The sequence below is a fragment of the Sphingobacterium sp. UBA3519 genome (genome assembly GCF_002377215.1).
Classification (GTDB): Bacteria; Bacteroidota; Bacteroidia; order Sphingobacteriales; family Sphingobacteriaceae; genus Sphingobacterium; species Sphingobacterium multivorum.
Window position 1 is genome coordinate 1 of record NZ_DFPI01000007.1, and the last position, 17,920, is coordinate 17,920.

Below are 17,920 nucleotides of genomic sequence, written 5' to 3' on the forward strand. Positions count from 1 at the left end.
ACGTTTAGGACGCAAGTGTTTTGAATTGTATAGTAATAATAATGTTAAATAGAAAGTCCCATGATAATAAACCGCAGAGTTCCATTTAAATTTCTATTAAATGAAATTAAGGTACAATTGTTTACAGTTGCCCTTTTGGGGGTTACTTTTGGTCTATTACCATATTATTTACCAGATTATGCGCCGGATATTTCCATTCACATAGCGACAACATTGGGTATTGCGATCTCGATTCTGTTATCGTATAAAATCAACCAGTCCTATAACCGGTGGTGGGAAGCCCATACCATCTGGGGAGCAATCGTCAATGACAGCCGTTCTCTGATCCTGCAGCTCCAGCTTTATGTGAAAACTGAAAACGTAGATGTGGCTAAAATTTCCCATTATCAGATTGGCTGGTGTAGAGCTTTAGAAAGAGCATTGAGGCGGCAGGATATTTGGCCTGTTCTAGAAGATTTGCTCAGCGGAGAGGAAATGAAAAAGCTCCGAGAACATTCAAATGTCCCCTTTGCGATCAGTCAATTACAGAATGGATGCTTGAAAAAACTTTATGATGAAAACCTGCTGAATGAATTTGCTCTGCTTCAGATTGAAAAAACATTAAATGATCTTGTAGCATCGATGGGAAGAGCAGAGCGGATTAAAAATACCGTTTTTTCACCGACATTTGGTCAGATATTGCATGCCGCCATCTATTTGTTTGCGGTTTTTCTAAGTCTGTCATCCTCGTTCCACTTAAACATTGTGCTGCAGGTTGTCATTCTTATTTCGGTTTCGATGATGTTTTTTTTTCTTGGAAATGCTAGCGCATAGGCTTCAGGATCCTTTCAGCAACAGCCCTACGGATACGCCTATGACCGCACTTTCACGAACGATAGAGATCAATATCCGTCAACTATTCAATGAGAAGGAAATCCCAGATCCAATTGAGCCGCAGGGATTTTATCTTATGTAACCTTAAAGCATTGTTTTATGAAAATTTTTGGTAAAAATACAGAAGGCTCTAAAAAGAGAGACCTTTCAGATCAAAGTCCAAGCGAACAGAATTCCGAAGGTTTTGTACGTGTCAGGGGAGCCAAGGAACACAATCTCAAAGATGTTGATGTCGATATTCCCAGAAATAAGCTTGTCGTATTTACGGGGATATCGGGTTCGGGTAAATCTTCTCTTGCATTCGGTACGATCTATGCGGAAGCACAGCGAAGATACCTGGAGTCAGTGTCACCCTATGCAAGACGTTTATTTAATCAAATGAATGTTCCTGAGGTCAGTGCCATTCATGGACTGCCCCCGGCTGTTGCCCTGCAACAGAGCAGGGGAGGTACTACCGTCCGCTCTACAGTGGGAAGTGTAACGACTATTTCCAATTTATTGAGGATGTTATATTCCCGGGCAGGGGATTATCCGCCCAAACAGTCTATCATCTATGCAGAAGGATTTTCTCCCAATACGCCCGAAGGAGCATGTCCTGTATGCCATGGTATCGGACGCATTTACGATGTCACAGAAAAATCGATGGTACCGGATGATTCCCTGACAATACGTGAACGGGCAGTAGCTGCCTGGCCATCGGCTTGGCAAGGGCAAAATCTCCGGGAGATTTTGATGACTTTAGGATTTGATGTCGATAAGCCGTGGAAGGATCTGCCGAAAAAAGACCGGGACTGGATCCTGTTTACCGATGAAACACCTACAGTACCCGTATATTCGGGGCTGTCTGCAGCGGAGGTACAGCGGGCGGTGAAAATGAAATTGCCGCCAAGCTATATGGGAACTTTTACCGGTGCCAAACGTTATGTTCTGCAAACATTTGCAAATACCAACAGTCCGATGATGAAGAGGCGGGTATCACAGTATATGCTGAATACGGAATGTTCGGAATGTCACGGAAAGAGATTAAAAAAAGAATCATTGGCTGTAAAATTTGAGGGTTTCGACATCGCTGATCTTTCCAATCAGTCGTTATCTCAGCTGATGGCCATTTTTACCCCATATGCGGAGGGTAGATTTTTATCTAATGATAAAGATAAACATCCAGAGAAAGCTATCGTTGCCCAAAATATTGCGGTAGATCTTGTTGCACGGCTAAAAATCATGATTGATCTCGGTCTGGGCTATCTTTCGCTGGAGCGGAGCACGCCAAGTATTTCTCCCGGTGAATTACAGCGGTTAAGGCTGGCGACACAGGTACATTCTAATCTGTTTGGCGTAATTTACGTTCTGGATGAACCGTCAGCGGGTCTTCATCCTGCAGATACAGAAGCCCTGTTGGCTGTTTTGATAAAATTGAAAGATGCGGGCAATTCAATGTTTATCGTAGAGCATGAGGTTGATATTATCCGACATTGTGACTGGGTTGTGGATGTTGGGCCACAGGCGGGAGCCAATGGCGGAGAGATATTATATAGCGGTCCCCTGGAAGGACTACAATCTGTAGAACGGTCGGTAACCCGTCATTATATTGATCCGGTTCCTGTTACCAAAGAGGTTGTCAGGACAGCTGAGCACTGGCTGCGAGCCAGTAATATCACCAGAAATAATATCCAAAACCTGGATGTGTCAATTCCCTTGGGCGTTCTCACCAGTATTACAGGTACTTCAGGGTCAGGTAAAAGCAGTCTGGTAAGTCAGGCGCTGGTAGACTTGATATCGGATTATTTGGGACAGGATATGGAGGAAAGCAGCGATGAACAGCCTGAACTATCACAGGAAACCAATATTCAGACTTCAGGTGTTATCACAAACGGCATGGAACACATCAAGCGGCTGGTAAGAGTTGACCAAAAGCCAATCGGCAGAACACCACGTTCAAATCTGGCAACCTATACGGGGCTGTTTGACAGGGTAAGGCAATTATTTGCTGAAACTGAGCTAGCTAAAAAAAGGAAATATGATGTGGGACGTTTTTCTTTTAATGTAGCCAAGGGACGATGTGCACACTGCAAAGGAGAAGGGTTTGTTATGGTAGAACTGTTATTCCTTCCCAGTGTTTATACACCATGTCCGACCTGTAAGGGAACCCGATATAATGACAAAACACTGGAAGTAAAGTATGACGATAAAAATATTGCCGAAGTTTTGGACATGACTGTGGATCAGGCCTGGGATTTTTTCAGCAGCGACAGGTCTTTAAGGCAAAGTCTTGAAGTCCTCAGACAGGTCGGTTTGGGTTATATACGTCTTGGACAGCCAGCCACAGAATTATCTGGGGGAGAAGCACAGCGTATCAAATTGGCATCGGAACTGCAGCGTACGCAAAAAGGGAAAACTTTATACGTTTTGGACGAACCGACGACAGGACTGCATCCGTCTGATGTGGAAAAGTTGATAGGTCAGCTGAATTTTTTGGTTGATGCCGGAAATACCGTGATTACGGTTGAACATGATATGCATGTTGTGGCCTCCAGTGACTGGGTGATAGATCTGGGACCCGGTGCGGGTAAAGATGGCGGAAAGATAATTGCTGAAGGAGCTCCCGCGGAAGTAGCTAAGAATAAGCAAAGCAAAACAGCTAAATATTTGGCTGCCTATGTTTAAAAAATGAAAATTAAAGGACGCGATGTCCGCTATTAACAAAATAAATATGTCGTATGAATACAGACTTAATTGGACTCATTGCAGGTGTCTTAACTTCATTTGCAATGATGCCCCAATTGATAAAGGTAATAAGAACCAGAAATGCGGATGACATTTCAATCTTAATACTTATTGTTTTACTTTCAGGTCTTTCCCTCTGGGTCTGGTATGGAATCATGAAAGAGGATTGGCAGATAATCCTATCGAATTCCTTTGCCGTTCTGGTCAATTTATCCCTCCTGGCTTACTGTATTATTTCCAGAAAGGGATTTAACAGGTGCAGATCCGAAATGTATGGCATCCTGCTATCAAATCTGGCGGCTGCGAAAATTGGGATTAAGTAAATTTTATTTGGTCAATAGTAAATATATAAAGACTTAAGTATGAAATCTTATCGGATAAATCACGTAAATTTAAGCGACAGTTCTAAATTGGATTCCAGACTGGAGCACCGGAGGACTTTTAATCTTCCGAACTGTGAGCTCAACATATTTGAAACATTTCATAAAAGTGACAATGTAATACTTTCATATAGTGGTGGATTGGTAGTTTCAAGTATGATGAGAGGTGAAAAAGTGATGTCCGAGGAATTCAAATCGTCAGGCACCTTTTGAATGGAAACTTGATTTTTCGCATCAGCATTCGAAAATAGTATGGAGCTTGTAACAAGTCTCAATAAACTTGTTAACCTTATTATGGAGGAAGGTTTTGCAAAAGGGGCAATTGCGGACCTCTCTCTTAAAGTACTTCTATTAAGGCTTCTTCAGACCCAGAACCGTTTGTCAGTGAACAGCAATCAACCAATGTATGACAATAGAATTCAACCGGCGATCAATTACGTGCATAAGCACCTTACGGAAAAAATAACTGTTGAAAAATTGGCAAGAGAATGCTGTTTGAGCCAATCATCTTTTTATCAATATTTTAAAAATATACTGGACATAACTCCTTTGGAATGTGTTCTGCGTACGCGCATAGACCATGCAAAAAAAATAATGGCTGACAGTTCCGTTACTGTGACTGAAGCCTGTTACGCATCAGGTTTAATAATGTGAATCATTTCATTAAAATTTTTAAAAGGCTTGAGGGGCTTTCTCCGGGCCAATATAGACACTGATTAACGCAAAGTGCGCGTTAAATAGGTATGTAATTGGTTAAGCTGAGAAATTTAAAAAAGGTGGGACATTTATTCGATGTCCCACCTTTACTTTTTATTTTCGCTCTACGTGAGTTTACGAACGGTTTTTTATCATGCCATGTGGATCGATAATACACTTTTTGCTTGAACCATCCGAAAAGTCTTTATAGGCTTGTGGTGCTTCGTCAAGGCTGATAACCTGCGGGTTCATGATCGTTTTCATGGAGATACGGCCCCTTAGAATGGCCTGCATAATTTGATAATTGTAACGTCCAATTGGAGCCATTCCCGTTTGAATATGAAATGACTTAAGCCAACCTTTTCCCCAGTCGACAGTCAGTTTACCGTGCTTAGCATTCTCATCACGTCCTCCTGGGTCAGAAGGAGTATAGATACCTGGAATCCCTATACCTCCGCTTACGTGAACAACATCGAAAAGATCATTGATAACTGCGTTGGGATTTTCTATTTTGTAGTCTTCATCACCATGTCCATGTGCCTCATAACCTACGGCATCCACACCGGCATCCACTTCTGGTACTCCGAGAATCTGTTCGATCTATTCTGCTACACTGGCATCAAGGGTAAGATCAACAGTTTCCATTCCCGCCTGTTTGACAAGTTCCAACCGCTCCTTGTTCATATCTCCTACAATAACGCAGGAAGCTCCAAGAAGCTTTGCTGATTCTGCGGCGCAGCGTCCCACAGGTCCAGCACCAGCAATATAAACGGTTGATCCTGTTGTCACACCAGCAGCGTGACGTAAGCTTTTTTGGGTTGATTTTTTAGATATCTAAAAAATTGAGGGAGAGAAGATTTTTTCTGAACAATTAAGGGAGGATTTTGCTGATTTTTTGCAAAATCCTCCCTTAAATATAATGGTATTATCTTAGGCTATTTGGCAGCTAAAATGTCCAATTTTTCAATAGACGGAGGTGTTGCCAATAGGTCTGGTGCATTTTCCATTAATGCTTTTGCGATCTTACCGCCAAGGTGTGCCTCTCTACCTTCTTCGTTTGAAAAAGTATCGTAAATACCGAAGGTAGAAGCATCAATACGGAATGCATACCACGTAACGGTACCGGCTTCTTCAAGAGCAAGCGGTAATGCTCCTGTAATAAAATCTTCAACGTTTTTTTCTTGGCCGGCCTTTGCTTCCAACCGAACTAACAATCCTAATTTTTTCATTTTTTTTATTCTTTAGTTAAACAATTCTTTCATCAGACCAAATTAGAAAAACCAGCGCTGCTTCGTTTATTGGTTTGGTTCAATAAGTTATGAAAAGAGGTCAATTTGAGTGGATGTGGTTGGGGCTATACCCAAATTCATTTTTAAAGGCTGCACTAAAATTTGACAAGCTGCCATAGCCAAAGTCGATAAAAATTTCGGAAGGTGTGACTTGATTATTATGTAACAATTCTTTGGCCTTGTTAAGCCGTTTTTGCCGAAACCATTTCCCTGGAGATTCCTGGTATATACTTATAAATTTTCTCTTAAAAGTAGAGGCACTCATATTGCACAGAAAGGCTATTTCGTCAATATTCAAGTTCGTATAAAGGTTCTTTTCAATTACCATTTTAAATGATAATTCTCTTTCATTGATTAGTAAATAATGTAAGTAATCTAAAAATACCGTCCCATATTTATCCGCCAGATAAAGCATTATTTCTTCAAATTTCAGTTCCAAAATCTTTTGAGAGATAGATTGTTGCAAACCAAAAATTTGTTGGAGCGAATGAATATAATGGATGATAAAATTGTCTTTCTCTAAAAGGAAATAAGGTATATCCGTTATCTTTTTATCTGAGGCATTCTGACTGAAAGAATGGGAATGTTTCAATAAAAAATCGGTGATGTTTTTGTGAGAAAAGAAGAAGAGTAAACAACGGTATGAACTTACACCTACCAGTTCGGTAACCAAAACATTATTAGATGTGATAAGTAGCGATTGTGTTTCATTGATTGAAATGATATCATTAGAAAAGTGAATGTTTTTTTGACCATCCAATAAGAAACTGAATACATTTTTATCCAGGCCAATCTTGTTTCTAGAACCGTTCTTATACACTTCGTAATTGAAAATTTGCAAATCCGAAGTATGAGTTTCGTTATGTTCCCAGAGATCTTCGGGAAGGTTTGTAATGTCCATCGTCAAAATTAAATTGATTTTTTACGGAGTGTTCTTTGGTTGTGTCACTAAGAAATTCGTTCCAAAAGCGATTTTAGCCATTTGAGTTTTTCTTGCTGTAAGGAGGGTACTTGATAACGCCTTACTACCTGACGAATAGATAAGCTCAAAAAGCTGTTGCTTTCTTTCATCCATCTTTTTCGGGAATATTTCCAAAAGTTTTTCCGAAACCTTTTCTGCAAAGCTATCTAAGCTTGTAAGGTCTTCTTTAGAAATATCCCAAAGATCTGCGGGAAGCCGAATCTCATCTTTTCCAAAATCTGTCCCTTTGTATCCGAGCCGGTATTCGGCACCGAGCAAGGTAAGACATACCATAAAAAGCTTTGTTTGCGTTTTGAAAATATACCGGCTTGCTTTTTTATCCAGATTAAATAGTTCGGCTACCAATGGTTCCTGATCTGTACAGCTAAACATAATGCCCACTCTTCCATCGGGAAAAATAATGACTTCTTTATCTTCATCGGTATGATTGGCACATAGCAGGAAACTCTCCACAAAACCGGAGAGCCGTTCGTCAGGAACAATTTTTATGTACTCAAAATCTTGCATCGTTTTTATGTGCATTTGACCTGGGAAGAAATATTGGATATTCTTAATCAATCCGTCAGATGAATTATATATGCAAAACTAACAAAATAAAAAAACAGTCTAAAATACACCACCACACTCGGCAAATGCTGAGTGTGGTGGTGTAAGATTTTACCATTAATGAGGTCGTATGGGCTGTTACAACTTATAGATTTCTTTTAATGCTTCTTTCAATGCCAAAGGTTTTCTTCCCAAAAGGTTTTCCAGATCGTTTGTTACCTCTTCAAACTGGTGGTTTTTCTGATCTTCGGCAAAACCGACGGTTAGTAAAATGGCAAATTCGGGAACGCTAAACTGCTTTAGTTTTTTGGTAAACTCTGTTGGGTCGGCATTGGTGTAAGAAACCGATTTGCCTGATAATTCCGAAAGAGCCTGAGCTACATCGGTGTAAGAATACAACAGAACTAACACTATAAAAAAGACATTATGAAAACGCTAGTAAAAACATTCGCAGCAGCAGCCCTAATCGCAGTATCTACATTCGCTATGGCAGCTGAAGGGCCAGGAGCAAAAGCAACAAAAACAAACGTTAACCTTTCTACAGCAGATTTCGCTTTAGAGCACTATGTCGCGGTAACTACCGAAGGAGAATCTGCAGGTGTAGAACAATTGTTCTCCGAGGATTTCAACCAAAAAATCCAAGCTTCCAATGCACAGAATCACAGCCGTAACGCTATTGTTAAATCCTTGAAAAAACAAAAAGGCGAGAAGCTGAACTGTGCGGTAAGCACCGAAATCCTTGAGGAGTCGGCGGATTATATGGTAGCCAAAGTGACGTTGACGTTTGAAAACTTTACCAAAACAGACCTAGTGACTCTTGTACGTGAAGGTAATGACTGGAAAGTATCTAAATCGATCAATTCGTATAAATAAGAGCCATCTCAAATAAATATATAAATGTTGTAGAGCCATGTTGAGAGATGTGGCTTATTTTCTAGCTATTTCATGATCGATCATCTCTCATGGCTTATGCTAATAGCATCATTTGCGTAATTGGGTTTGCGTTATCCTGTAGAGGCTGACAACAATAATAGCTGCAGCGACCGTCAGCACATGATGTGTTCCCCTGATAGAATAATGTATAAATCCACCGAGCCCCTGCAACATTAACACAAATTCATTCAAAAAGATTCCAACAAGTAAGCCATAAACGCCATAGTGAATGCCTTTTTCGATTTTTAACATACAAATCTGAAAAGCATACCCAATTAAAAAGAGTGATATTACCACCAAAAGGACGAGGTGAAGATAAGCAATAACAATTGGTCGAAATCCATAAGCTTGTTGGCTCAGAGCAGGTATGACCGATATGCCTTGCAATATCAGTTTGAGAAAAATGGCAAACAGGACACATAACCAAATTTTAGATGTATCGGGGCTTAAGCGGAGTGAAATATTGCTTCGGACCAGTCGGACGACTCGTTGTGCTAATGTTCCCCACAGGACAAATTGCAATCCGACTGTAATGACTATAATAATATATAGCCACAGGGGTAAACCCTTCCACCATAGAACAGATAAGAAATAGGTTGGTATAACAGTCATGACATACACGAGCGAAAAACGCGGACTTATTGGTATTTTACCAGTACGTTTATACAGCCAACTGGCAAACAGAGCAATACAGCCAAAGAAAAACCAGCCATTATACTGAAAATGAAGATAAAAATAGACTGATGCAAGCTGTTTTAATGGATCCAGTTGGTGGCTCACTTTGAGATATGCCAGAAAATAGGTCCCTAGTGAACTAAATATATTGAAAAATAGTGCCGACTTAATTAAGATCGAAATGGCCGGAGGAAGCGTCGATGATTTAAGATCCCGCACTAATTGAAAGCAGAACCAATAAGAGACAAGTATCGATAAAAAGGATAATATAATCGAACATAGGTTATAGCCAGCAGCTGAAAAGGAAATAAGCATGCCTATCGAAACCGTCCAATTAGCCCATAGGATATGCTGATATTTCCTGCACAAAATCTGATTGGTTTTTATTCCCAGAACGGTCATTATGAGAAAAATCATAAGAGCTTGGGATACCCAGGCGGAAAAAGCAAAATGCGAATGCGCATGCATGAGGTTTTTCTGGTCGATCCAAGGAATGGGAAATAAAAATTTTAAGCGCATAATCAACCCGAAAATACCTACAATAAGTAAATTGAATAGGGTGATGACGATCCATTTCCTGATACTTAAATAGCTACTGATTTTATTCATACATTGATTTCTTTCCGATAGCTGAAACATCGTTGTTTCAAGCTTCAATCAATACCATCGGCCGGAACAAAAACTTTTCCGCGGATAATGTTCAATTTATCTTCCTTGTCCATTTGCTTCATTGTCCGGATGATTGTTTCTACTCTTAACCCGGTCATATTAGCCAATTGTTGGCGCGTAAGCATAAGTCGGTTGCATTCCTGACAAACGAGTCTCTTGCTTTCATTTAACTTTTGGATCAGATTGGAGAGGATCTCCTCCGGTGAACGATTGTAAATTAATTTGATCATAAAGAGTTTAAAGTGTAGTTCGCGCGCCATCTTTTGTGATACCAAACGATGTAGGTTGCCATATTCATATATGATTTCGATGAATTTTTTCGAACTGATCTTCAGTAATGTACATGAACTGTCGGTAATTGCCGTCACTGTATAAACGCCATTGTCCAATATCGCTACTTCTCCAAAGCCCTCATTGGCACAGATAACATTGTGGAGGACCTCCCTACCGTCTGATAAGAAATTAGAAAGACGAACTCGCCCGCTTAACAACTGATAATAAAATGTGGCCATGCTATCCTCATGAAAAAGTATTTCACCAATATCGGCATGTAGGCTGCTCGCTCCCTTTTCGAGAAGTATTGCGGTTGGAATCATCGTTCGATATAAGTTAGTTTTTACTACACAGCGTAAAGATATAGTAGTGTCACAAAATAGATCTTGATGTTGATCACGGGAATGAGTGATGAAAATCAATATGGTGTTAATGTGCTTATATATAGTGTTTTATTGTTTTTGATTGATGGTTTGTTCTCACCGGAATCATTTTATGATTTGCCTCATAAAATGGCTACACGCTTCGATAATACCTTTGGATTAAGTAAAACACAATCAAGTTTGAACACAAAACCAAAATAAGATGAGAAAGCTAATTGTATGTTGTTTGATGGGATTATTTATCTATTCCTGTTCCTCAAACAATGGCGAGAAAAAGACCGTTGCCAACAGTGTTAATGAATCTGGGGCTTCGGCAAATGACGCCAGTGGATATGATCCTCACCGCGGTGAGGGAAAATTTGACAAAGTGGAAATCGCTGACCATTTGGATGCACCAATGGCCGCAGCCGGAAAATTGATTGTTGACCTGAAATGTGCTTCCTGCCACAAGCTAACCGACGAGAAACTAGTCGGGCCAGGATGGAAAGGTGTGACACAACGGAGAAAACCACAGTGGATCATGAATTTTATCACTAATCCTGATCCGATGATCGATAAGGATCCGGAATTACAGGCGCAACTTGAACTATGCATGGTCCGGATGCCTAACCAAAATCTAACGGACGAGGAAGCCCGAAAGGTATTGGAGTTTATGCGACAAAATGATGGTGTAAAATAATAAAAGCTGAATAAGAATCAACAAAGCTGCATAGGTATTAACCTTAAAATAAGAATAGAATGACTTTAACAAAATACATATTGACGAGCCTAATGGCGAGCGCGATGTTATCGACTTTCCATGCCTGTAAACCCAAAGGAGCGGGAGCCGCCGTGAGTGGTGATGCCGCTGAGAAGGTATATGTTGCCCCAGGGAAATACGATGAATTCTACAATTTCGTATCCGGGGGATTTAGTGGGCAGCTCTCCGTTTATGGACTTCCATCCGGCAGATTATTGCGTGTAATACCCGTTTTTTCACTAGATCCCGAAAAGGGCTGGGGTTTTAGTGAAGAAACTAAACCGATGCTCGAAACGTCCCATGGCAATGTACCTTGGGATGATTTACACCACGTGCAGCTTTCGAAAACCGATGGAAACTACGACGGCCGCTGGGTATTTGTCAATGCCAACAATACCCCCCGTATTGCCCGGGTGGATCTGACAACTTTTCGTACGGCTGAAGTACTCGAACTCCCCAACAGCGGTGGAAACCACTCTTCGCCGTACATTACTGAAAATACCGAATATGTTGTTGCAGGAACGCGATTTTCGGTTCCGCTGGACGGTAAGTCGGGCGATGTACCTATCAATACCTTTAAAAAGAATTTTCGCGGAACATTGAGCTTTGTCAGCGTCAATAAGGATAAGGGCAACATGGAATTGGCTTTTCAGATTGAGACACCCGGTGTAAACTATGACCTGAGCCGAGCCGGTAAAGGGACTTCTCATGGTTGGTTCTTCTTCTCCACCTACAATACCGAACAGGCAAATACATTGCTGGAGGTCAATGCATCCAAAAATGACAAAGACTTTATATTGGCCGTCAACTGGAAAAAAGCCGAAGAGTATTTGAAAGCCGGAAAAGGGAAAAAGGTTACCGGGTTGAAGTATGCCCATAACACTTACGACGAGAAATCACATACCGCAAAAACATCTTTTAATACAGAAACGATCGTATTGAAGGCAGAGGAGCTGGAGGGGCTATGCTACTATATCCCTTGCCCAAAATCTCCGCACGGTGTCGACGTTGATCCTACAGGCGAATATATTGTAGGGTCGGGTAAACTGGCTGCGGTCATACCTGTATTCTCGTTCGCTAAGATACAGAAAGCAATCCAGGAAAAACAATTCGAAGGAAAATTCGGTGGTATCCCAATTATCAAATACGAATCTGCGCTGTACGGCGAAGTCCAAAAACCTGGCTTGGGCCCACTGCATACAGAATTTGATGGCAGAGGAAATGCAATCACGTCATTCTTTGTGTCTTCCGAATTGGTGAAATGGAATATTAAGGATTTAAAGGTGCTCGACCGTACACCAACATTTTACTCAACAGGCCATTTAATGATACCTGGTGGAGATACCAAAAATCCAGAAGGCAAATATGTCATCGCCTATAATAAGATTACGAAAGACCGCTTTCTCCCTACAGGACCGGAGTTGGCTCAGAGTGCCCAATTGTTTGATATCTCGGGAGACAAAATGCAATTGTTGTTAGACTTTCCGACCATTGGTGAACCACATTATGCGCAAGCTATCAAAGCGGAGAAAGTGAAAGACAAAAGTGTGAAGATTTTTAAAATTGAAGAAAATACCAGCCCATTTGTTGCCAAAGGAGACAAAGATGCACGCGTTGAACGTAAAGGTAACCAGGTACATGTATATCTGACATCCATCCGTTCACACTTCACTCCGGACAATATCGAGGGTGTACAACTAGGCGATGAAGTCTATTTCCATGTGACCAATATTGAGCAGGACTGGGATATGCCGCATGGCTTTGCTGTCAAAGGCGCAAAGAATGGAGAATTGCTCATTATGCCGGGAGAGACACAGACATTGAAATGGGTTCCAGATAGAGTAGGTGTATTCCCGTTCTACTGTACGGATTTTTGTAGCGCGTTACACCAAGAGATGCAGGGGTATATCCGTATCTCAAAAAAAGGAAACAATGTTCCGTTGATTTATAGTCTGGGAACCAATCAACCGCAAGAGAAGACCAATTAATATAACCTACAATGATGAAAACTACAAGTCACCTGTCAGCAGTACATCGGATTCTTTTGATCCTGAGTGGCCTGGCCCTGGTAGCGGTCATCTTCCTACCCATCTGGCGTATTGAGCTCGACGCAGCACAATACCCAGAAGGGCTAGAACTACAGATCTATAGCAACAAGTTGGCCGGACAAGTTGATATTATCAATGGACTGAACCACTATATCGGGATGAAAACGCTACATGCGGAAGATTTCATAGAATTTAAGGTCTTGCCCTATATCATCTTATTTTTTGCGCTTGCTTTTTTGCTTACCGGTTTCGTGCAGAATAGAAAACTGCTCTATGGCTTATTCTTTTGTTTTCTGCTTTTTGGAGTCGCAGCCCTGGTTGACTTTTATATCTGGGAATACAACTATGGGCATCAGCTCGATCCATCTGCACCGATAAAAGTTCCCGGAATGTCTTATCAGCCACCACTGATCGGATACAAACAGCTTTTAAATTTTGGCGCCTATTCTATACCTGATATCGGGGGATGGATCTTTATACTCTGTGGAATTATCTTGGCCTTTTGTACAGTGCGGGAGTGGCAAAATAATAAAACCCTAAAACTAAAATCATATGAGAAACTATAAATTATTTGCGTTGATCTGTAGTAGTATATTGCTGGTTCTATGTAGTTTGCAGGCCTGTCAGGGCAACAATAAACCCAAGCCTATTAAATACGGTAGCGAGCAATGTGCCCACTGTAAGATGACAATAACGGACGCGCGTTTTGGTACGCAGCTGCAGACAAAAAAGGGACGGGTCTTTAATTTTGATGACGTACAATGTATGATCGCCTTTGTCAAAGGGAACTCGGTCAAAAAAGAAGAGATTGCCGTTTATTACCTGCCGGATTATGTTAGCCATAAGCTCGTACCGGCTGAAGGTGCATATTATCTCAAAAGTGAAGCCTTGAAAAGCCCAATGCGAGGCAATGTTGCTGTATTTGAAAAACGGGTGGAACTGGATAAGGTCAAAGCAGAGATCGGTGGCACGGTGATGACCTGGAATGATCTGTGGAAATAAATGAATAACAATGAAGAATCTAGCTTTAGCGTTGTACTGTGCAATGGCTTGTCTTTGGCTCGTAAACGTGCCTGTATCGGCGACAACCATCCAGGTAGGAAAGGGGCAGTCGGTCAGAACAATAAAGGCTGGCTTAGCACAAGCGAAATCAGGTGATACCGTTTTAGTAGCGGCGGGTGTGTATAAGGAGGGGAATATTGTTATTGATAAGGCAATTTTCCTGAAAGGCCTGGGAAAACCTGTGCTGGACGGCGAGAAAAAATATGAACCGCTCTCGATCAAATCACCGCAGGTTACTGTTCAAGGCTTTTTAATACAGCATTCGGGACATTCTTCCATGAATGATATTGCCGGTATTAAAATTTACAATACAGCGCATATCAAAATTTTTGACAATGAGCTCGTGGACAATTTTTTCGGGATTTATGCGCAGAATGCTACAAACGTTGAAATACGGGGCAATATCCTCAAAGCTTTTGGTACAGCGGAGCAGCTGATTGGTAATGGTATTCATGCTTGGAAATCAGATAGTTTAAGTGTTGAAAATAATGAAGTGTCTGGACATAGGGACGGTATTTATCTTGAGTTTGTGACCCATACTCGAGTACAGGGCAATCTTTCTGAAAAAAATCTGCGCTATGGTCTCCATTTTATGTTTTCCCATGAGAACAGTTACATCTCAAACACCTTTCGCAGCAATGGTGCAGGTGTAGCTGTTATGTATACCAAGCATGTCCATATGGAAAACAATAATTTCGAAGAGAATTGGGGCGATGCCGCCTATGGATTGTTGCTCAAAGATATTTCCGATAGTCAGATCATCAACAATCAGTTTAGCCGCAATACCACGGGTATTTTTATGGAAGGATCGAATCGTATCCATATTGAACATAACAATTTTAAGAGCAACGGATGGGGGCTCAAGATTCAGTCGAGCTGTATGGACAATGTGCTTAAAGACAATAATTTTCTTCAGAATACCTTTGATGTTGCCACCAATGGTACCCTTACACTCAACAGCTTTGTGCATAACTATTGGGACAAATACGAGGGATACGATCTGGACAAAGACGGATTTGGGGATATCCCTTTTCGTCCCGTAAGCCTATTCTCGATGATGGTTGAGCGCTATCCTTCGGCGATGTTACTTTTTCGAAGTTTTATGGCCATGTTGTTCGACCGGACTGAAAAGCTATTACCAAGTCTGACACCCGAGGGGCTTAAAGACGATAAGCCTCGCATGAAATCAATAAAAGTATGATTAGTATCCAGCAGTTAACGAAAAGCTTTGGAAAATTCAATGCATTAAAGGGCATTGATCTGACCTTGAATGGCGGCGAATGCGTTGCCTTAATTGGCCCCAATGGCAGTGGTAAGACTACTTTGATCAAGTCTGTCCTAGGTATGGTCATGCCGAGTGCCGGACGGATCACTTTTGAAGGACAGGACATTGGACAGCAATGGGCTTATCGGAACCATATCGGCTATATGCCGCAGATCGGTCAATATCCTGAGAATATGTCCATCAAACAGGTCCTGGATATGATCAAAGATATCCGTAAACAGCCCCAGGCGGATTCGGATCTTTATCAGGCTTTTGGCGTGGACAAGCTGTTGGAAAAACGGATGGCAACGCTTTCCGGTGGCACAAGACAAAAAGTAAGTGCCTGTATCGCATTTATGTTTGACCCCAAAGTACTCATCCTGGATGAACCTACAGCAGGACTGGATCCTCTGTCTACCGAAATTCTCAAGGATAAAATCAAAAAAGAAATCGGACGCGGTAAACTGATCATCATCAGTTCCCATGTGCTTAGTGATCTCGATGAATTTGTATCGCAGATTGTCTTTCTGCAGGAAGGAGAGCTGAAGTTTCATAAGAGTTTGCAGCAATTAAAAGAAGATACAGGTACTGAAAAGCTATCTAAAGCAATCGCTTATTTGATGCAGAACCGCGACCTGTCTAATTAGAGAAAAGATGAATAAAATTATACGCTACGTTTTTGTGGATCTCTTGCGCAACAAGACCATTTTATGCTACACCATATTACTCTTTGTACTTTCCATGACGGTCTATAGCATGGAGGACAACTATGAAAAGGGATTACTCAGTCTACTGAATATTGTGTTGTTTGTAGTTCCGCTGATGAGTATCATTTTTTCAGGCATCTATATCTACCAGAGTTCCGAGTTTATCAATTGCCTTGTCAGTCAGCCTTTGCAACGGCAAAGCATTTGGGGCAGCCTGTATGTGGGTCTGGCAGGTGCACTTAGTTTAGCTTTTTTTATTGGCGTTGGCATACCAACTTTTATCTATGCATTTAGCTCTTCGGGAATTACTTTGGTCGGTTGCGGACTGTTACTTTCTTTGATTTTCGTTTCGATCGCGATGTGGACATCTGTATTGATCAGAGATAAGTCGAAGGGGATAGGATTGGCAATTTTGCTTTGGCTTTATTTCACACTGCTTTTTGACGCACTGGTGCTTTTCATCCTATTTCAGTTTGCGGATTATCCCATCGAACATGGAATGGTTGCACTGTCCATGCTCAATCCCATCGATATCTGTCGCATCCTTATTTTATTACAGGTCGATCTATCCGCGATGATGGGCTATACAGGGGCGATATTTCGGGATTTCTTCGGTAATACATTCGGCATTGCGATCACCCTGTTGGTCATGTTGCTCTGGTGCCTCATTCCTCTAGGGCTATCTATTCGCTATTTTAAGAAAAAGGATTTATAATAATTTATTGACCATTTAATACTATTATCATGATTAAATCACCGTTATTGGAGGTTTTCAATATAGAACCTCGACTTAAACACCCGACCATATTTGATCACTTCGATGCCCTGGATTCGGGCGAGTCATTTATTATCAAAAACGATCATGATCCTAAACCGCTCTATTATCAGTTGCTGGGTGAACGTGGAAAGGATCTCATTTGGAATTATCTTGAATCGGGGCCCGAATACTGGCAGGTTCGCCTTGGCAAACCGCTCGAAAGCGAAACACTGGAAACCGTTGGCCATATTGCTGCCAAGGATATCCGCAAGGCCGAAGTTTTAAAACAGCTTGGGGTAGATTTTTGTTGCGGTGGTAAGCAGACGCTTAAGGAGGCCGCTCATAGTGTTGGTCTCGATGAAATTGAATTGCGCAGACGGTTAAACCAATCCGAAGAGCTTCCTATAGCCGGCCCACCGCTAAATTTTAAAGATTGGGATATCGATTTTTTAAGTGATTATATTAAGAATGTTCATCATCGGTATGTCCGGGAAAAAGGACCGATTATTCAGGAACTTGCACATAAAGTGGCCGATGTGCATGCACAGCAGCATCCCGAGCTGGTCAACTTGTCCCAAGAACTCGATGCCTTTCTTGATGACCTTTACCATCATTTGGATAAAGAGGAGAAGCAGCTCTTTCCGGCAACCAAGAATGAACAAGAATTGACCAGCAAACAGGTAGATCAGCTCATTCAATTTTTGATTTCCGAACACGAAGATTCAGGAAAGGAACTTCAGCAGTTGCGCAAAATTACCCAAAATTACACATTGCCAGCCAATGCCTGCAATTCCTACACGTCATTATTTTCACAGATCGAATCTTTCGAATCCGATCTTTTGCAGCATATCCACCTGGAGAATAATATTTTATTTCCAAAGTTGCTCGCGAGCTACGGTGTTCAAATGAATTAAAAACTA

General features: G+C 41.3%; 22 protein-coding genes. 14 read left to right on the forward strand and 8 right to left on the reverse strand.

Annotation, left to right across the window (positions count from 1 at the left end; genetic code table 11):
* Positions 1 to 60 precede the first annotated feature (60 nt).
* The 5 genes from B3297_RS03255 (at position 61) to B3297_RS24805 (ending at position 4,693) form a co-directional block, all read left to right on the forward strand.
* Positions 61 to 813, forward strand: a complete 753-nt coding sequence (locus B3297_RS03255; protein ID WP_286778424.1) for a bestrophin family ion channel — start codon at positions 61 to 63, stop codon at positions 811 to 813.
* Positions 814 to 972: 159 nt separating this feature from the next.
* Complete coding sequence (gene uvrA / locus B3297_RS03260; protein ID WP_286778425.1) at positions 973 to 3,537, forward strand: excinuclease ABC subunit UvrA; 2,565 nt, start codon at positions 973 to 975, stop codon at positions 3,535 to 3,537.
* 53 nt (positions 3,538 to 3,590) lie between these two features.
* On the forward strand, positions 3,591 to 3,920 hold the full coding sequence (locus B3297_RS03265; RefSeq protein ID WP_115049907.1) for a SemiSWEET transporter: 330 nt from the start codon (positions 3,591 to 3,593) through the stop codon (positions 3,918 to 3,920).
* 309 nt (positions 3,921 to 4,229) lie between these two features.
* Positions 4,230 to 4,631, forward strand: coding sequence for an AraC family transcriptional regulator (locus B3297_RS03270; RefSeq protein WP_286778426.1), 402 nt, complete (start codon positions 4,230 to 4,232; stop codon positions 4,629 to 4,631).
* Positions 4,628 to 4,693 (forward strand): hypothetical protein, encoded by a 66-nt coding sequence (locus tag B3297_RS24805; protein ID WP_369012024.1) that lies wholly within the window; start codon positions 4,628 to 4,630, stop codon positions 4,691 to 4,693. Before B3297_RS03270 ends, B3297_RS24805 begins: the two co-directional genes overlap by 4 nt.
* A 115-nt stretch (positions 4,694 to 4,808) precedes the next feature.
* Here B3297_RS24805 and B3297_RS03275 read toward each other — a convergent pair whose 3' ends face one another.
* The 6 genes from B3297_RS03275 to B3297_RS03300 all read right to left on the reverse strand — a co-directional run bounded on the left by B3297_RS03275 (position 4,809) and on the right by B3297_RS03300 (position 7,901).
* The gene (locus B3297_RS03275; RefSeq protein ID WP_286778427.1) at positions 4,809 to 5,246 is read right to left on the reverse strand and encodes a hypothetical protein; all 438 of its coding nucleotides are present in this window, start codon (positions 5,244 to 5,246) and stop codon (positions 4,809 to 4,811) included.
* A gap of 27 nt (positions 5,247 to 5,273) precedes the next feature.
* Positions 5,274 to 5,462, reverse strand: a complete 189-nt coding sequence (locus B3297_RS03280) for a hypothetical protein (RefSeq protein ID WP_201639603.1) — start codon at positions 5,460 to 5,462, stop codon at positions 5,274 to 5,276.
* Between the two features lie 146 nt (positions 5,463 to 5,608).
* Positions 5,609 to 5,902: a putative quinol monooxygenase gene (locus B3297_RS03285; protein ID WP_047096321.1), complete on the reverse strand. Its 294-nt coding sequence runs from the start codon at positions 5,900 to 5,902 to the stop codon at positions 5,609 to 5,611.
* Between the two features lie 100 nt (positions 5,903 to 6,002).
* Positions 6,003 to 6,863, reverse strand: a complete 861-nt coding sequence (locus tag B3297_RS03290) for a helix-turn-helix domain-containing protein (RefSeq protein WP_201639602.1) — start codon at positions 6,861 to 6,863, stop codon at positions 6,003 to 6,005.
* Between the two features lie 21 nt (positions 6,864 to 6,884).
* A complete protein-coding gene (locus B3297_RS03295) occupies positions 6,885 to 7,451 on the reverse strand; it encodes a hypothetical protein (protein WP_286778428.1) in 567 nt (188 codons plus the stop codon).
* 177 nt (positions 7,452 to 7,628) lie between these two features.
* The gene (locus B3297_RS03300) at positions 7,629 to 7,901 is read right to left on the reverse strand and encodes a hypothetical protein (RefSeq protein ID WP_286778429.1); all 273 of its coding nucleotides are present in this window, start codon (positions 7,899 to 7,901) and stop codon (positions 7,629 to 7,631) included.
* A 15-nt stretch (positions 7,902 to 7,916) separates the two neighbouring features.
* Between B3297_RS03300 and B3297_RS03305 the strand changes: the two genes are divergently transcribed.
* The gene (locus tag B3297_RS03305) at positions 7,917 to 8,363 is read left to right on the forward strand and encodes a nuclear transport factor 2 family protein (RefSeq protein WP_115049917.1); all 447 of its coding nucleotides are present in this window, start codon (positions 7,917 to 7,919) and stop codon (positions 8,361 to 8,363) included.
* A 108-nt stretch (positions 8,364 to 8,471) separates the two neighbouring features.
* Here the strand turns inward: B3297_RS03305 and B3297_RS03310 are convergent, their stop codons facing one another.
* Together B3297_RS03310 and B3297_RS03315 are read right to left on the reverse strand one after the other, a co-directional pair.
* Positions 8,472 to 9,707 carry a hypothetical protein gene (locus tag B3297_RS03310; RefSeq protein ID WP_146752976.1) on the reverse strand — a complete coding sequence of 412 codons (1,236 nt, stop codon included), beginning with the start codon at positions 9,705 to 9,707 and terminating at the stop codon, positions 8,472 to 8,474.
* Between the two features lie 44 nt (positions 9,708 to 9,751).
* Positions 9,752 to 10,363: a Crp/Fnr family transcriptional regulator gene (locus B3297_RS03315; RefSeq protein ID WP_075991501.1), complete on the reverse strand. Its 612-nt coding sequence runs from the start codon at positions 10,361 to 10,363 to the stop codon at positions 9,752 to 9,754.
* A gap of 262 nt (positions 10,364 to 10,625) precedes the next feature.
* Between B3297_RS03315 and B3297_RS03320 the strand changes: the two genes are divergently transcribed.
* From B3297_RS03320 to ric, 8 genes are read left to right on the forward strand one after another with little or no spacing between them, the layout of a single operon-like run.
* Complete coding sequence (locus B3297_RS03320) at positions 10,626 to 11,102, forward strand: c-type cytochrome (RefSeq protein ID WP_070565751.1); 477 nt, start codon at positions 10,626 to 10,628, stop codon at positions 11,100 to 11,102.
* Positions 11,103 to 11,161: 59 nt separating this feature from the next.
* Positions 11,162 to 13,150, forward strand: coding sequence for a Sec-dependent nitrous-oxide reductase (gene nosZ / locus B3297_RS03325; protein WP_286778430.1), 1,989 nt, complete (start codon positions 11,162 to 11,164; stop codon positions 13,148 to 13,150).
* An 11-nt stretch (positions 13,151 to 13,161) separates the two neighbouring features.
* On the forward strand, positions 13,162 to 13,776 hold the full coding sequence (locus B3297_RS03330; RefSeq protein ID WP_198386050.1) for a hypothetical protein: 615 nt from the start codon (positions 13,162 to 13,164) through the stop codon (positions 13,774 to 13,776).
* On the forward strand, positions 13,763 to 14,212 hold the full coding sequence (locus B3297_RS03335) for a nitrous oxide reductase accessory protein NosL (protein WP_083295915.1): 450 nt from the start codon (positions 13,763 to 13,765) through the stop codon (positions 14,210 to 14,212). The genes B3297_RS03330 and B3297_RS03335 overlap by 14 nt, the downstream gene beginning before the upstream one ends.
* Before the next feature lie 10 nt (positions 14,213 to 14,222).
* Complete coding sequence (locus tag B3297_RS03340) at positions 14,223 to 15,473, forward strand: nitrous oxide reductase family maturation protein NosD (RefSeq protein WP_070565743.1); 1,251 nt, start codon at positions 14,223 to 14,225, stop codon at positions 15,471 to 15,473.
* Positions 15,470 to 16,183 (forward strand): ABC transporter ATP-binding protein, encoded by a 714-nt coding sequence (locus tag B3297_RS03345; protein ID WP_088160564.1) that lies wholly within the window; start codon positions 15,470 to 15,472, stop codon positions 16,181 to 16,183. The genes B3297_RS03340 and B3297_RS03345 overlap by 4 nt, the downstream gene beginning before the upstream one ends.
* A 7-nt stretch (positions 16,184 to 16,190) precedes the next feature.
* Positions 16,191 to 16,958 carry an ABC transporter permease subunit gene (locus B3297_RS03350; protein WP_070565740.1) on the forward strand — a complete coding sequence of 256 codons (768 nt, stop codon included), beginning with the start codon at positions 16,191 to 16,193 and terminating at the stop codon, positions 16,956 to 16,958.
* 29 nt (positions 16,959 to 16,987) lie between these two features.
* On the forward strand, positions 16,988 to 17,914 hold the full coding sequence (gene ric, locus B3297_RS03355; RefSeq protein ID WP_070565738.1) for an iron-sulfur cluster repair di-iron protein: 927 nt from the start codon (positions 16,988 to 16,990) through the stop codon (positions 17,912 to 17,914).
* The last annotated feature ends 6 nt before the right edge of the window (positions 17,915 to 17,920 follow it).

Bases quoted from the DNA above. Each gene is read 5' to 3' on its own strand.
- B3297_RS03310 (WP_146752976.1), bottom strand. From the start codon at position 9,707: ATGAATAAAATCAGTAGCTATTTAAGTATCAGGAAATGGATCGTCATC.
- B3297_RS03285 (WP_047096321.1), bottom strand. From the start codon at position 5,902: ATGAAAAAATTAGGATTGTTAGTTCGGTTGGAAGCAAAGGCCGGCCAA.
- B3297_RS03320 (WP_070565751.1), top strand. From the start codon at position 10,626: ATGAGAAAGCTAATTGTATGTTGTTTGATGGGATTATTTATCTATTCC.
- B3297_RS03270 (WP_286778426.1), top strand. From the start codon at position 4,230: ATGGAGCTTGTAACAAGTCTCAATAAACTTGTTAACCTTATTATGGAG.
- B3297_RS03350 (WP_070565740.1), top strand. From the start codon at position 16,191: ATGAATAAAATTATACGCTACGTTTTTGTGGATCTCTTGCGCAACAAG.
- B3297_RS03340 (WP_070565743.1), top strand. From the start codon at position 14,223: ATGAAGAATCTAGCTTTAGCGTTGTACTGTGCAATGGCTTGTCTTTGG.
- B3297_RS03290 (WP_201639602.1), bottom strand. From the start codon at position 6,863: ATGGACATTACAAACCTTCCCGAAGATCTCTGGGAACATAACGAAACT.
- uvrA (WP_286778425.1), top strand. From the start codon at position 973: ATGAAAATTTTTGGTAAAAATACAGAAGGCTCTAAAAAGAGAGACCTT.
- nosZ (WP_286778430.1), top strand. From the start codon at position 11,162: ATGACTTTAACAAAATACATATTGACGAGCCTAATGGCGAGCGCGATG.
- B3297_RS03335 (WP_083295915.1), top strand. From the start codon at position 13,763: ATGAGAAACTATAAATTATTTGCGTTGATCTGTAGTAGTATATTGCTG.
- B3297_RS03255 (WP_286778424.1), top strand. From the start codon at position 61: ATGATAATAAACCGCAGAGTTCCATTTAAATTTCTATTAAATGAAATT.
- B3297_RS03345 (WP_088160564.1), top strand. From the start codon at position 15,470: ATGATTAGTATCCAGCAGTTAACGAAAAGCTTTGGAAAATTCAATGCA.
- B3297_RS03305 (WP_115049917.1), top strand. From the start codon at position 7,917: ATGAAAACGCTAGTAAAAACATTCGCAGCAGCAGCCCTAATCGCAGTA.
- B3297_RS03295 (WP_286778428.1), bottom strand. From the start codon at position 7,451: ATGCAAGATTTTGAGTACATAAAAATTGTTCCTGACGAACGGCTCTCC.
- B3297_RS03315 (WP_075991501.1), bottom strand. From the start codon at position 10,363: ATGATTCCAACCGCAATACTTCTCGAAAAGGGAGCGAGCAGCCTACAT.
- B3297_RS03265 (WP_115049907.1), top strand. From the start codon at position 3,591: ATGAATACAGACTTAATTGGACTCATTGCAGGTGTCTTAACTTCATTT.
- ric (WP_070565738.1), top strand. From the start codon at position 16,988: ATGATTAAATCACCGTTATTGGAGGTTTTCAATATAGAACCTCGACTT.
- B3297_RS03330 (WP_198386050.1), top strand. From the start codon at position 13,162: ATGATGAAAACTACAAGTCACCTGTCAGCAGTACATCGGATTCTTTTG.